A 14,078-nucleotide genomic window follows, 5' to 3' on the forward strand; every position below is an offset into this window, starting at 1 on the left:
AAAATTGGCTGCCGCGATAAGGGGCGAGAAACGAGGGGCTGGAAACACGGGGCTGGAAACCAGGGGTGGGCAAGTGGACCACAGGGCCGGTGCACGGTAATATCAGTCGTTCCTCATTCGCGAAAACCTTCCGGACCTACCTAACAGGGTTGCACGCGACCAAGACCCGTCATCGAAACATCTCATGCAGGGGCAGTGCATCCATGAAAATTACGATTCTTGACGACTACTTCGACACGTTGCGGGGTCTTCGCTGCTTCAGCAAGCTGGGCGGGCATGACGTAACAATCTGGAACGATCACGTGCAAGACGATGATGTCCTGGCTGAGCGCCTGAAAGACACCGAAGTTCTCGTCCTTATCAGAGAGCGCACCAAGATTGGGGCGCCACTCTTGGAGCGCCTTCCCACACTGAAACTGATCAGCCAGCGCAGCGTCTATCCGCACATCGATATCGCCGCCTGTACACGTCTCGGTGTCGTCGTCTCGTCCAGCCAGCATGCAGGCGTGCCATCCTACGCTGCGGCCGAATTAACGTGGGCACTCGTACTAGCGGCAAGCCGCCAGATCCCTCAGCAGGTGAGCGCGATGAAGGCCGGGAAATGGCAAATGGGCATCGGCGATACTTTGCGCGGCAAGACCTTGGGTATCTACGGATATGGCCGAATTGGCGGCGCGGTCGCCGAATATGGCAAAGCCTTCGGCATGAACATCTTGATTTGGGCGCGCGAGGCATCGCTCGAGCGCGCACGCGCTGATGGTTACGCGATTGCCCCAAGCAAAGACTCGTTTTTTGAGCAGTGCGATGTTTTGTCCCTGCACATGCGTCTGGTCGATGCCACGCGCGGAATTATCGAGGAAGCCGACCTCGCACGCATGAAGCCTACGGCTCTTCTTGTCAACACGAGTCGAGCGCAACTGATCAAAGCGGGCGCGCTATGCGCGGCCTTGAAGTCTGGTCGCCCAGGTATGGCCGCGCTAGATGTTTATGAAAGTGAGCCGATGCTCGATGTGGACAATCCATTGCTCACAATGGATAACGTGATTTGCACACCGCATATCGGCTATGTAACCCGCGATGAGTATGAAATCCATTTCACGGATATTTTCGACCAGGTCATCGCCTATGAGGCGGGTACGCCGACAAATGTGGTCAATCCGGATGTATTACATTTGAAGCCGGACCAGCCCCCGCCCGCTTCATAACAAAAATTCACGACATGGCATATCGTGTTTTTGCCATTGCTTCTAGCCGCTGCTTCTAGTCGCGGTCTCCAACTGCTCAGCCGCTCGCGCCACGCGTCGTGCGTGCCACCAGCCGTTCCGCCCGAAACCGATGCTCGGCGCTGAATAGGCGCCGATAGGTGGACAGCACAGCAAGCGTCGTGCCCAGCGCCGACGCAGCCGCGATCAGAAACATCACGACGATCTGGTAGCGCACCGCTTCGACCGGTGACTGTCCAGCGAGTACCTGGCCCGTCATCATGCCAGGCAGGCTGACCACACCGACGATGGACATCGCATTCAGCGTGGGTATCATGCCGGCGCGTACGGCCTGTACCGCGGGTCGGCGCGCCGCTTCCCAACGGCTCGCACCGAGAGCCAGCAGCAGATCGACCTGGGAGCGGTGTGCGGTCAGCTCTTCGGTGATGCGTTCGAGCCCGAGCGACACCCCGGTGAGTGTGTTGCCCAGCACCATGCCGAGAATCGGAATGGCGTACTGCGGCTCGTACCAGGGGCGTATGCGGATGATCACGAACAAGCCGAAGGCGGTAACCAGCCACGAGCTTATCCAGATCGACGCCATGCCGTCGGCGCGCATGCCGCGGTAGGCACGCTCGCCGCGCCGGCTCGCGGCCAGCCCGGCGACCACCGTCATCACGGTCATCATCGCCAGGGCGACGTACCAGTGACGCGAGCGAAATACCCATGCCAGCACTTGCCCGACCAGCAATAATTGCACGACGGTACGCACGGCCGCGACCAGGAGGCGCCGCTCGAGCCCCAGGCCGAGTGCAACCGACAAGGCGCCGTTGACCAGTATCAGGGCCGCAGCGAACGCCAGGTCGAGATTGCTCAGATTTGTATAGCTTGCGTTCACTCGTGCTTACCCTCCTCAACGCGCTTCCGAACTCGCTCCTGCCCCCGTTCCTGCTCCTGTACCCGTCCGGCTTCCATGTACAGCGTGCGATTGCCGATGCGTTGCGCCTGAGACGGATTGTGCGAAATCCAGGCGAGCGCGGCAGCAGGGCTAGCCTGGAACCAGCTATCGACCATGGCTTCCACGGTGGCCGCCGAATCCGGGTCCAATGCGGCGGTGGGTTCGTCCAGTAGAAGGACGGCCGGGCGCAACTGCAATACGCGGATCAGTGCGGTGATTTGTGCCTCGCCGCCCGAGAGTTGATCGGCGCTCTTGTCGAGAAAGTGCGCATCGCGGCCGGATGCCTTCAGTAACGTCTCGACGGTGGCACGGTCGTAGCGCGAATCGCGGTAGATCGCCAGTGTGTAGGGGAGGCGAAGATTGTCTTCGACACTGCCGTCGAACATGGCCGGACGTTGCGCAAGGTAAGCGATCGCGCGACGGTAAGCGAGGATATTGCGACGCGTCACGGCTTGACCTCGCCATGTCAGGCTGCCTGAGCTGGGCGCATCGAGCGATGCGAGCAGGCGCAGCAGCACGCTTTTTCCAGCGCCGGAAGGACCGACTACGGCCACTCGATCGCCGGCACACAACGCGATGGAAGCATCGTGCAGAAGAACCTGACTAGGTAAGCTGGGTGCTGTGCGTCGCAAGTGGGTGGCCTCGATCACCACGCTGCCACGTTGTTGCGAAGGATGCGGTAGGTCGGCGCTTATTGACGGCATGTCATTAGACTAAAATCGCTGGACTAAAGGTTAATGCAACACCACCGCGGGCTGACGTGAGCCCAGCCAGTTCTTCAAGCTTTCAGCGCTCATCGGATGAGCATAATAAAAGCCCTGCGCATAATCGATGCCGAGCTCGCGCAGGTGGGTTGCCTGACGCTCCGTTTCAACGCCTTCTGCAATCACTTTCAGGTTGAGCTGACGAGCCATGGCAACGATGCCCTTGACGATATCGAGCCGGTCGCGATCCAGCTCGGCCACAAAGCGCTGGTCGATCTTGAGGAAGTCAAAACGGAATTCCTGCAACTGCTTAATGCTATTGTTTTCGGTGCCGAAATCGTCGATGGCCAGCGATATACCGAGCGCTTTCAGCGCGTCGAAAGTGCGCACTGAAACGGCGTGGTCCTCGATCAGGTGACGTTCGGTAATTTCGAGGATGAGGGGGTGCTTGCGCACGGTGCCGTTTGCCATCGCCTGCGCAATATCTGCCACGATCTGATCGGTCATCAGATGGCGCGGCGCCAGGTTGAGCGCGACATGCAGGTGGTCGGGTATCCCATGGCGGGCCATTTCAGCGAAGGCACGCGCCAGCACGACACGGGTGACCGGCACGATCAACGCGGTCGCCTCGACTACGCCGATAAACGAGCCCGGACCAATACGGCCCCAGCGTGGATGGTTCCATCGCAGCAAGGCTTCGATGCCGACGCACTCGCCTGTGCGCAAGGCAATCAGCGGCTGGTAATGAACGAAAAATTCATTGCGCTTCAGGCCCATGCGTACGGTGCGCAGCAGGCGCCGTCGGGGCGCGAGCGTGGTCAGGCCAAGCACGGCCGCCAGCACGCTGACGATCAAGCCGATCGGCACGAACACGAGCAATTCGCGCTCCCGTTTCGCGTTGCGCAGTTCGGCTGAGGCGTGCATTTCCACATTGAACGGATGGTGCACGGCGTGGGCGATATCGGTGCGCGCATCGGGTTCCAGCCCGGCCGGCACGGTGGTCACCGTCCCATCCGTGCGGAGTACCTCGTGGCCCGTGGAGAGCGAGGTGCCCGTCATGCCGAAATGCTGCGCGTAACGCAGCATGTCCAGGAAATACGTGGCCTCGACGACCAGAATGACACCGCTATCGGCCGTGGCGCCCGGATAAAACATCATCAGCAGCGGAAAGCCGGGGCCTATCAGGGTGCTGGGCTTGAAGCGGTATTGTGGCGTGGCCGTTGATTGCGGGAACCATGAGGTGAGCGAAGAGTCAACTAGAGCAGTGTCGGTAGCGCAATAGGTGCGACCGTGCCGTACCAGCATCGCACCGCGCAGGTAGGGCACGGCGTCGGTGGCCGAAACGAGCGCCGCGTGGGCGGCATCGCAGTTGCGTCCGACCAATGCGGCAAGCTCGGGTAATGGCGTTTCGACCCGGTCGAGAATGGCGTCGACGGCGGCGGCGGTATCGGTGCTCAGGTTTGTTTGGCGCTCTGCGATATCCAAATGGGTGCGCCAGAAGCCCAGTGCGATAAATATGCCGAACATCAACAGCGCGAAACCGCAGACCGCCCATTTGTAGAAATCGATCCCGCGGCCGATGTCGATATCCAGGTCGGGCAGGGTTTCAGAGGCTGTTTCAGGGGCTGTATAAGCAGGCTGAGGCGCAGACGATGAGATCAACTTTGATAATCCAGGGCTAGAATCCGGCAAGTCATTAGATCGAAACGGTGGAAACGGTGTTAGCCATCGGTGACAGTTTCGTGTTTTTGTGTTTTTAAGTGCTTGCCAGACGCGTTCGGGGTCCGTGTCCGATAACTCGGGTGCCGCCGGCGCATCTCCTGCGGTTCGCCAGCATACTCGGCGAATTGCCGATAGTATGCCGCGAATCAATTCAGCAACCTAATGCCGCGATTAAAAATGTGGAGTTTTTATGATCCGATCAGGCAAATTGCTGGCTTATATTGTCGGCGGTATTGCCGCAACCGTCGTGTTGCTTGCCATCGGGTTGGTCGCCTTTGACTGGAATCGCACGCTGCCCTGGCTGAACCAACGCTTGTCACAAGCGGCTGGGCGCTCCGTTGAGATCGACGGTCCACTCACGTTGAGCTGGCGCGTTCCCGCGTTTTCGCATAGCAGTACCGATGATGCCGATGCGGCTGCGTCCGACACATTGTCGGATTATGTGCCCGTGTTGCATATTTCCGTCCAGCATCTGAAAATCGGCAACCCCGCGTGGGCGCATACGCCCGAATTTGCCACGCTCGACGGCATGCAGTTCGATCTTCGGCTGCTGCCTTTGCTGATCCATCGTGTAGTGGTACCGGCGCTGAGCTTGCAAAATCCTTCGGTTGATCTCGAACGGCTCGCCGACGGCACGCAGAACTGGCTGTTCAAGGTTCAAGGGGAGAGCGGTGGCACCGGTTGGCAGCTCGCGTTGGGACGCATCGAATTCCCTGCCGGGAAAATCAGTGTGAACGACGCAATGACCTCCGCGCGTTTGCAAATTGGCGTCGACACGTTGGGGCAATCGATCCCGTTTGAAGATACGCTGGCCAAATTTCACGCGAGCGACGCGGCTGCGTCGGCTGCCAGCGCTGCCAGCGGTACAAGCGGTACAAGCGGTACAAGCGGTACAAGCAGCGACAGCAGCAGCGGCGCTTCGGCAACGCAGGCGCAGTCTGCGCCCCCTGCACGTCGGCCTGTGCCGCCTTACGCAATTGGCTTGACGGTAGCAGGCACTTATAAAGGCGCAGCACTAAAAGGCAATGCCAAACTCGGCAGCATTCTCGCGCTTGACGACCCCAATCGACCGTTCCCGATCCAGGCACAGATGCAATTCGGCGAGTCGCACATCAACGTTGCTGGCACGCTGACTGACCCCGTCCATCTGGCGGCGGTCGATATGCGCTTGCAGTTGAGCGGCCCCAGCCTCGCCAACCTTTATCCGTTGACGGGTGCGAGCCTGCCGGCGACCCCGCCGTATTCAATCGACGGTCGACTCACAGGTAACTTCAACACCGGCGCGACTCGCCTCAGTTATCGGGACTTCACCGGACGGGTCGGCGGCAGCGACTTGAGCGGCTCGCTCGTCTATCAGCAAAAACAGCCGCGCCCGCTGCTTACCGGTTCGCTCGTTTCCAATTTGCTCCAATTTTCCGACCTGGCGCCTTTGGTCGGAGCCGATTCGAATGCCAGCAAGGCCAACCGGGGCGACAGTTTCCGCCAGCCTGACGACCGCGCCTTACCCGCAGAACCGTTCAAAACGGACCGATGGAACGCGCTGGACGTCGACCTGAATTTCACCGGCAAGCGCATTGTGCGCACCGCGAATTTACCCATCGAAAATGTCTCGACTCACGTCATCATGGACAATGGCAAGCTTACCCTCGATCCGCTGAAATTCGGCGTGGCGGGTGGCACGCTCGACAGTAGCTGGATACTCGACGGCAGCAGCGTACCGCTGAAAGCGCAGCTCAAAGTCGAGGCCCGCCATCTCAAGCTCAAGCAACTGTTCCCGAGTGCGGCAGCGGTGCAGACGGCCCTGGGCGAAATGAATGGCGATGCGGCCTTGACGGCGGAAGGTAATTCGATGGCGGCGCTGGCCGCTGCGTCCAACGGGGAGGTCAAGCTGATCGTCACGGATGGCACAATCTCCAGCACACTGCTGGAGGAAGCCGGTTTGAACGTCGCCAATATCGTGGTCGAAAAACTGTTTGGGCAAAAGGACGTCAAGATCAATTGCGGGGCCTCCGATTTCATCGCAACCGATGGTGTCTGGGACAGTCGCTTTTTTGCGCTCGACACCGACGATGCCATCATCACCACGACGGGCAAGATCAACCTTAAAAACGAACAGATGGATCTCGACGTGCGGCCACGTACCAAAGGGTTCCGGATTATTTCGCTGCGCTCGCCGCTTTACGTGAAGGGCACCTTTAAGAAGCCCGATGTGGGCGTGAACGCGATGTCGCTGGCGGTGCGTGGCGGCGTAGCGATCGGTCTGGGATTATTGGCGCCGCCGGCCGCGTTGTTGGCGCTGCTTTCGCCGAGTCATAACGTCGACCTGCCGTGTACGAAGATTCTCGGGCAACTCGATAAGCCTTCGCAGGCACCGCCTCCAGGGCAACGTGAGAAGGCCAGGCCTGCGCTGGACGCGACCTCGGATGACGCGGAGCATGCGGCAAGCAAAACGGCATTCGGCACCGAACAGCGTGTTCCTTCGTCGAGCGTACGCGGTGACGCGAGCGCGCAGCACGCACCCGAATCGGCAAAAGCCGAGCAATACAAGCATTGATACGATGGGCGAGTTACAAGACTGAACCAGCAGGACTGAACCAGCAGGATTCAACCAGCGGGACTAAATCAGCGGGATTGATCTAGCGCGAATGATCTAGCGGGATTGGCGAAACATGTCGCGCACGGGTCGCGGTTGACCGCTCGCGCTGAATTCGACCATGATCCGTTCGCGTACCTGCGCAGAAAAAATCAGAAAACCGAGGCCGCCGGCTTCGTACCAGTGACCGCCCGCCTGCAGGCCGGCGATCGGCTGTTCAAGCGCATTGGCGATCGACTCGATGCACGCACTACGCAATACGTGCTCTTCCGGATAAGGTGGCTGGGCGCCGCGTATTTTGCAGATCAACACATCGAGGCCAGGTAGCACGCCCGCATAGAGAACCGGACGATCCTGGGTACGGGCACGTGCAATCTTTGCACCGAGCTGGGAAAAATTATCGAAGCTCTGCAAGGCAGTCAAGAAACACCGGGCCGCAGGCGCGGCACGGAATGGAACGCGTTTTCGGGAAGCCGGCATGAGGATTGCCCTATCTTTGTTTAACGTTCAGCCCCTAGGGCTGTTTTCTCAGGGAGTCGCGAATTTCGCGCAGCAGCAGCACGTCTTCGCTGGGCGCCGCCGGCGGCGCAGGTGCTTCAGCCTGCGGTGCGCGCAGTTTGTTGATCGATTTCACCATCAGGAAAATGATGAACGCGAGAATCAGGAAATTGATTGCCACCGTGATGAAGCTGCCATAGCCCAGCACGGCCACTCCGGCTTTCTGCAAGTCGGCATAGGACTCGGGACTCCCCTTGAACGATGGAGGGATAGTCCCGAGCAGTACGAATTTATTCGAGAAGTCCAGACCACCGGTAACGAGCCCGACCACCGGCATGATCAGATCCTTGACCAGCGAGGTCACGATCCCGGAAAATGCCCCGCCGATGATCACGCCGACTGCCAGATCGACCACGCTACCTTTGACGGCGAAGTCTTTGAACTCCTGGACCATACTCATGAAGACGTCTCCTTAAGACGTGGTAAATGAAATCCTGTCCGGCGCGAACAAAGCGACGTCCGGAACATGCCCTCAGCCACAGGATAAACGCTCTGGCGAATTCGCGAAACACTCACGCGATATCATTGAGCCAAATCAGTCATCATGCGGCGCAGGAATGAGCAGGATAGGATAGGTGGAAATTCTGAGGAAGCGTTCGGCGACACTGCCCAGCAGCAGCCGCCGCATGCCGCGGCGCCCGTGCGTGCCCATCACCACCAGGTCGGCGCCGTAGCGTTTGGCGCCCTGTTCGATCTGGTGGGCAATATCATCGCCCACCAGCTCAACTTCCACCAGTTCGGTGGCCGAGGCGACGCTTGCCGCCTGCATGGCTTTGCTCGCGTCGGCGCAAACCCGTTCGGCTTCTTCGATCAACGCCGCGCGCAGTGTTGTCGGATCGTAATAGCCGGCCTCCGAGAGCACGGGAGGATTGTCTATGACGTACAGCGCCTGCAACTGCGCGTGATGATCGCAAGCTAGCTGAATTGCCGCACGGAGCGCGCGTTTCGAGGTCTCGCTGCCATCGATGGCGACTAGAATCTTGGCGTACATGACGTTCTCCTTGAATCAGAATCAGAACAAGCCGCCGCAATATCTTGCGAACTGTATAAGCGCCTCCCAAACCTGCGCTTGGGGTTAGCGTATATGCACCCCATCATCCTCCCGCAAGTGCACGCGAGTCAATGCTCAGCGTGCGGGCGCACTGGCGGCATGGTCCGATGCCGTTGCTCCTGATGAAGCCGGTGCGGGGTTCGCAGTGGGGTTCGCTGCGGCAACGGCGCCGCTGGCCGGCGCATTATTTGCCGCCGCCCGATCGGCCTCAGCGCCAGTTTGCACGATCACTGTACAGGTCAGGCCCGCAGCCAGCAGCACTCCGCCCGGTACCGGATCGAGCTTGATGCGTACCGGCACCCGTTGCGCCAGGCGGACCCAGTTGAACGTCGGATTGACATCGGCTGTCAGGTCCCGGCTCTGTGGGTTGTCGCGATCGTAAATACCGCGCGCGATACTTTCGACGTGCCCCGTCAGACGGCCCCCGTTCATCAGTTCAATGCGCACGGGCGCGCCGATCTTGATGGCCGGCAGCTTGGTTTCTTCGAAGTAGCCATAGACCCAGAACGAATCGCTGTCGACGACCGCCAGGCGGGCGGACCCTGCGATGGCGTAGTCGCCTCTCTGAACCTGCAGGTTGGTCACGTAGCCGTTGATCGGCGAGCGCACCGTGGTGCGATCCAGATTCAACTGGGCGGCGGCACGCTGTGCCTGCGCTGCCTGGTAATCCGCATAGGCCGACTGTGCCGCCAGCGTGGAGTTCTCGCGTTGTTCGGCCGAAACCACCAGGCTATCGAGATCGGCTCGGCGTCGGGCGTCGGAGACCCGCATGGCCCAGATGCTCTTTTTCTCGGCCACGGCCGCATCGGCTTGCTCCAGCGCGATCTCATAATGCGATCGATCGATCTGCATCAGTACGTCACCGCGCTTGACCCATTGATTATCGTAGACGGGCAGGCCGGTCACGGCACCGGACACATCGGGTGCGATATTGAGCACATAAGCACGCACGCGGCCGTCGCGCGTCCATGGGCGGTCCTCATAGTTATGCCAAAGGGCTTGACCGATAACGATCGCCGCAATTGCAATAAGAACCGTCGCGAGCACGCGAAGAAAATTTCGGATAAACATAATGGCAAGCGTCAAATCAAAGGAAGGAATGGGCCGCGCTAGTCTGGCGCCGTAGTTTGTACCACGGGTTTTTATTTTGAGTTTTACCTCGGGTTTTACCTCGGGTTTTACCTATAAACGAGAAGACCCAAGCTACCGAAAATGCAAATAAAAAAACTGACGCGAAAGAGCTGTGGATGCCATACGAGGCGATACGCACCGGTCCACAGTACCAACCGGTCGACCAGCCAGGTCAGCGGAATGCTGGCAAAGAGGATGATTAACAAGCTCGGTACATAGATACCGAAAAAAGTGAAATCACGCGACATTGGGCACTCCGGTCGGGGCGGTTGCGCAAAAGCTCGCGCCGCCTGGCAACGGCGAGACCGGATCGAGCAGAGCGCTGCGGATAAAATGCAAGTAGCTGGCGATACGGTTCATGCTGGCAATATGCGCTTCGTTGAAGGGCGCGACGCCGGCGGATACGCGTTCGATCGTGGCCTGCATGACCGCGATCGCGTGCGATGTGGTGCGCAAAGTATTCATGCGTTGTTCTACCGTGGGTTTGCGAAACAACTGCTCGATGTCGAGCCGAGTGGCGCGCAACGCTTGCTGCCAGCCGCCGCGCTCACCGGCGCTTGCGGGGATCGGCGTAACGATGCCCATCGAGGCTATCTCGTCGCGCAATTCCAGGACGGCATGGCCGATTTCCAATACCAGAAACATCCAGGAAAGCGCGACCTGTGGGGCGTGTAGACGCTCCGTCGCCAACATGCTGGCCTGCTGCATCAGATCTCGCGTGCCGCCTTCCAGGCGTTCCGGCAGGCCGGCGCGGTCGCTGCTGCAGGCCATCACCACTTGCCGTCGCAAATCGCGCACGATGTGCGCCAGCCACCAGCCGCTGGTGGGCGGCAAGATCAAGGCAAACGCCGCCGTGGCTATCCCGTTGGCGAAAATGATCCCGAGCATGTTGTTGAAGAAACCGATGGGATCGTAATGGATCACATTGTCGGGTCCGGCGCTAAAACAAAAGAAAATCAGAAAGCCCGTGCCCACACCGCCCCAGCGCGGATGCGTGGTGAGCGCAAGTGCGCCGACCAGGAATGGCGCGAGCACCACGCATAGCAGCGGGAATCCGTCGATAAGGGGATAAAGCAGAAACACGCATATCGCGCCGGCCGGCAACGCCAGCACGGCGCCGAATAACAGCCCGGTGGCAACGCGTACCGGGTTCGCTGTGGTGGCCGCCAGTGCGACCGCCGTGCCTGCCAGGATCATCATCAATTCGCCACCGGGCCACGCCGTGGCGAACCAGAACAGGCCCACCGTGCTCAGGACTACGACGGCACGCAGGCCCGATACCGCGGAGCTGAGCAGGCCGGTTTTGGGCACATAGGGTCGCGCTGCTTGCTGCGTCTGGCTAGCGGTCGGCTTGGCTAGCGCAGCATAGCTGTCGGTGTAGGCATACAACTCGTCGACAAAACGCAGCAGCAGTTCCGATGCAGTGTCGAAGTCCAGTAGCAAACCGGTGCTCTGGTTTGCGGCCAGCCCGGCTGCGGTCAATTGCACACGGGTGGCACGCAGGCGTTGCGGCAAGCTCGCGCGAAACGACATCAGGCGTTCGACCGACGCCCGCGCATCCGCAGGCTTCAGTACGGGCGCCGTTTCGGGGCTGAGCAGCGGAGCAATTTCGCGCAAATACGGTTCGAAGTATTCGCGCACCAGACTGCTACCGGCCTCTTGCCCGTCGCGCAGCCGGTTGAACAACTGGTGCAGCGCATGCAAGCGAGTCGAGACCGCCATGAAATCGTGATTCATCCGCATCAGGATCGGGCTGCGCAACCGGATCTCGGGATGTTCGAAGACTGCGACACTACGCGTCGCTTCGAGGCTGATCACGTCCCCCACGATACGCACGTTGGTGTCCTCGATCCCGGCGCGGTCGATACGACCCGCCAAGGTGGCTGCGACAAATTCGACGAACCCGGTAAAGCGCGAGCGCACCGCACGCGGCAGCGCGTCACCGGCAAATTGAGGGAATACCAGCGCGCTGATAACGGTGGAAACGATCACGCCCAACGACACTTCGTTGACCCGCGTTACTGCCGCCTGAAAAATGCTGTCTGGGTTCGCTATCGTGGGGACTGCCACCAAGGCGGCGGTATATCCCGCCAGCACAAACGCGTACGAACGAAAGTTGCGATTGCGGGTGGCACCCGCGGTACAGATCGCGATCCATACGATCGTGGCCGCCAGCAATATGGTCGGTTCATGCGCGAACAACCCCACCACAAGCAGCGAAACCAGGGACCCGATGACGGTGCCGGCGATCCGGTAAAAACTTTTCGCGATCACCGCGCCGCTATAAGGCTGCATGACAATAAACACGGTGGTCATCGCCGTGCGCGGTTGCGGCAGTTCGAGGCGCATCGCGATCCACAAACTGAGCAATGCGGCGGCGAGTGTTTTCGCGATGAATAGCCAGGACGGCAAGGAGCTGCTCAGCCACTCCTGGGCGCCGTCTCGCCACGGCTCCCAACCGTGGGCCGCGCGTGGGGCTGGAGTCGAGCTCGGGGTAGGGCTCATGGGGACACCGCGGGGGAAACCGCCGGCGTCGCTGCCGGGGACATCGCGGGCGGCATCGCGGCGACGTCAGACGGCGCGGTATTCGGATTTTCTGGCGGCAGGCCACCACCCAGCGCACTCATCAAGGTCGCGTAAGCATTGATCCGGCTGGCGACCAGGCGCTGTTGCGCTTGTTGCTCGGTCAGCAAACGCGTTTGTGCATCGAGCACATTCAGGTAATCGGTCAAGCCGCGACGAAAACCCTCGGTCGCGAGCCGGTCGTTTTTCTGCGCGATGGTGAGCGACTGATCGACCTGGGTTTGCTGCCGCGCCAGGGAGTTGAGCGTGACGATTTGATCCGAGACTTGTTTAAATGCGTTCAACACCGTCTGGTCGTATTGAGCCACCGCGACGTCGTAGCTCGCTGATGCCGCGCCCAATTGCGCGCGCAACCGGCCGCCGTCGAAGATCGGCAACGATAATGCCGGTCCGGCCGTATAGCTCAGATTCTTGGCGGCCAGGAAGGTAAACAGGCCGCCCCCGATCGGACCACCCGCTGCTGCAAAGCCGCCGGCGGTAGCCACTAAGCTTACATTGGGATAGAACGCCGCTTTGGCGGCCGCCACGCCCTGGCTTTGTGCTTCGACCATCCAGCGTTGTGCCACGACGTCCGGACGATGGCCGAGCAGGTCGAGCGACAAATTGGCAGGCAACGCAGGCGCGCCGCCATTCTGGACGATATCGATCAGGCTCGGACGTTGCAGCCCATCGGCGGCTCCGGGGCCTTTGCCCATCAGTATCGCCAACTCGTTACGCAACAGCGCAGTGCTTTCGTCCAGCGCCTCGATCTGTCGACGTGTCTCGGGCAACAGCACTTGAGCCTGGCTGACGTCGAACTGCGTGCCGATGCCGCCGCTTAAGCGCTTATCGGCAATCTCTACGATGTGGGTCTGTTCGCCCAGAATTGCGGTCAATTTGTCGCGCAGCGCATAGTTCAGCGAAAACTCGACATAGGTGCGAATAATGTTCGTTTCCAGGCTTAACTGTGCGGCCCGCTGGTCCGCGGCCGTGGCGTGAGCGACATCCAGTCCGCGCCGGGCAAGATCTTTATTGTGTCCGAACAGATCGAGATCGTACGACAGGCCAAGTGTGGCGGTGTTGTTCCAAGTGGTCGCGCCGCCGAGAGCGCCAGGGCCATAGAAAAAGTTATCGGGCCAACGTTCGCGCGCCACGCTCGCGTCCAGATTCAGTTGCGGGAGGGTGTCGGCGCGGGCTTCCTGCGCCAACGCCGTGGCTTCCCGCGTGCGCGCGGCGGCAACAGCGAGAGTGGGGTTGTCCTGCAACGCGACGGCGATCAATTGGTTGAGTTGCGCGTCGTGGAGATCGCGCCACCAAGCGTCGCTCGGCCACGCAGCGTTCTGGCTTGCCGTACGTAGCGCTACACCCTGATCGATCTGGCTCGCCGCAAGCGGATGCGCTTGCGGCGCGATTCCGTGCGTGTCGGCACAACTTGCACACACCGCGCAACCGAAAATTGTGATCGATACGGTCAAGAACCGCCGCATTGACGTGATTCTGCGCAATATGGAAAACACCGCGACTTCTCCCTATGCATCCAAAAGTGGTCGATTCTATGGGGGTGGTATCAAACCACTAAGCGGTATTGCAGTAAAGG

Annotated in this window: 12 protein-coding genes; 2 read left to right on the forward strand and 10 right to left on the reverse strand. The window is 60.2% G+C overall.

Annotated elements, in window-relative coordinates; genetic code table 11:
- Positions 1-203: 203 nt before the first annotated feature.
- Positions 204-1,205 (forward strand): D-2-hydroxyacid dehydrogenase family protein, encoded by a 1,002-nt coding sequence (locus GSQ77_RS18270; protein WP_158904189.1) that lies wholly within the window; start codon positions 204-206, stop codon positions 1,203-1,205.
- 76 nt (positions 1,206-1,281) lie between these two features.
- On the opposite strand, the gene fetB is transcribed toward GSQ77_RS18270, so the two are convergent.
- Genes fetB through GSQ77_RS18285 form a run of 3 tightly spaced genes read right to left on the reverse strand, consistent with a single transcriptional unit; the run spans position 1,282 to position 4,526 of the window.
- Positions 1,282-2,100, reverse strand: a complete 819-nt coding sequence (gene fetB, locus GSQ77_RS18275) for an iron export ABC transporter permease subunit FetB (protein ID WP_158904190.1) — start codon at positions 2,098-2,100, stop codon at positions 1,282-1,284.
- Positions 2,097-2,864: an ATP-binding cassette domain-containing protein gene (locus GSQ77_RS18280; RefSeq protein WP_158904191.1), complete on the reverse strand. Its 768-nt coding sequence runs from the start codon at positions 2,862-2,864 to the stop codon at positions 2,097-2,099. Before GSQ77_RS18280 ends, fetB begins: the two co-directional genes overlap by 4 nt.
- 30 nt (positions 2,865-2,894) lie before the next feature.
- The gene (locus GSQ77_RS18285; protein WP_158904192.1) at positions 2,895-4,526 is read right to left on the reverse strand and encodes a cyclic diguanylate phosphodiesterase; all 1,632 of its coding nucleotides are present in this window, start codon (positions 4,524-4,526) and stop codon (positions 2,895-2,897) included.
- 250 nt (positions 4,527-4,776) lie between these two features.
- On the opposite strand from GSQ77_RS18285, the gene GSQ77_RS18290 reads away from it, so the two are divergent.
- Positions 4,777-7,140, forward strand: a complete 2,364-nt coding sequence (locus tag GSQ77_RS18290; protein WP_158904193.1) for an AsmA family protein — start codon at positions 4,777-4,779, stop codon at positions 7,138-7,140.
- A gap of 96 nt (positions 7,141-7,236) precedes the next feature.
- Here GSQ77_RS18290 and GSQ77_RS18295 read toward each other — a convergent pair whose 3' ends face one another.
- The 7 genes from GSQ77_RS18295 to GSQ77_RS18325 all read right to left on the reverse strand — a co-directional run bounded on the left by GSQ77_RS18295 (position 7,237) and on the right by GSQ77_RS18325 (position 13,956).
- Entirely contained in the window at positions 7,237-7,659 is a 423-nt protein-coding gene (locus GSQ77_RS18295) for a hypothetical protein (protein ID WP_216854919.1), read from the reverse strand.
- A gap of 34 nt (positions 7,660-7,693) precedes the next feature.
- Positions 7,694-8,137 (reverse strand): large conductance mechanosensitive channel protein MscL, encoded by a 444-nt coding sequence (gene mscL / locus GSQ77_RS18300; RefSeq protein ID WP_158904195.1) that lies wholly within the window; start codon positions 8,135-8,137, stop codon positions 7,694-7,696.
- A gap of 135 nt (positions 8,138-8,272) precedes the next feature.
- A complete protein-coding gene (locus GSQ77_RS18305) occupies positions 8,273-8,728 on the reverse strand; it encodes a universal stress protein (RefSeq protein ID WP_158904196.1) in 456 nt (151 codons plus the stop codon).
- A gap of 135 nt (positions 8,729-8,863) precedes the next feature.
- Positions 8,864-9,859, reverse strand: a complete 996-nt coding sequence (locus tag GSQ77_RS18310; protein ID WP_158904197.1) for an HlyD family secretion protein — start codon at positions 9,857-9,859, stop codon at positions 8,864-8,866.
- Between the two features lie 107 nt (positions 9,860-9,966).
- Entirely contained in the window at positions 9,967-10,167 is a 201-nt protein-coding gene (locus GSQ77_RS18315) for a DUF1656 domain-containing protein (protein WP_158904198.1), read from the reverse strand.
- Positions 10,157-12,424 carry an FUSC family protein gene (locus GSQ77_RS18320; protein ID WP_158904199.1) on the reverse strand — a complete coding sequence of 756 codons (2,268 nt, stop codon included), beginning with the start codon at positions 12,422-12,424 and terminating at the stop codon, positions 10,157-10,159. Before GSQ77_RS18320 ends, GSQ77_RS18315 begins: the two co-directional genes overlap by 11 nt.
- Positions 12,421-13,956, reverse strand: coding sequence for an efflux transporter outer membrane subunit (locus GSQ77_RS18325; protein ID WP_158904200.1), 1,536 nt, complete (start codon positions 13,954-13,956; stop codon positions 12,421-12,423). Before GSQ77_RS18325 ends, GSQ77_RS18320 begins: the two co-directional genes overlap by 4 nt.
- Positions 13,957-14,078 lie beyond the last annotated feature (122 nt).

The organism is Burkholderia sp. L27(2015), assembly GCF_009765705.1.
In the GTDB taxonomy this organism is placed as follows: domain Bacteria; phylum Pseudomonadota; class Gammaproteobacteria; order Burkholderiales; family Burkholderiaceae; genus LMUX01.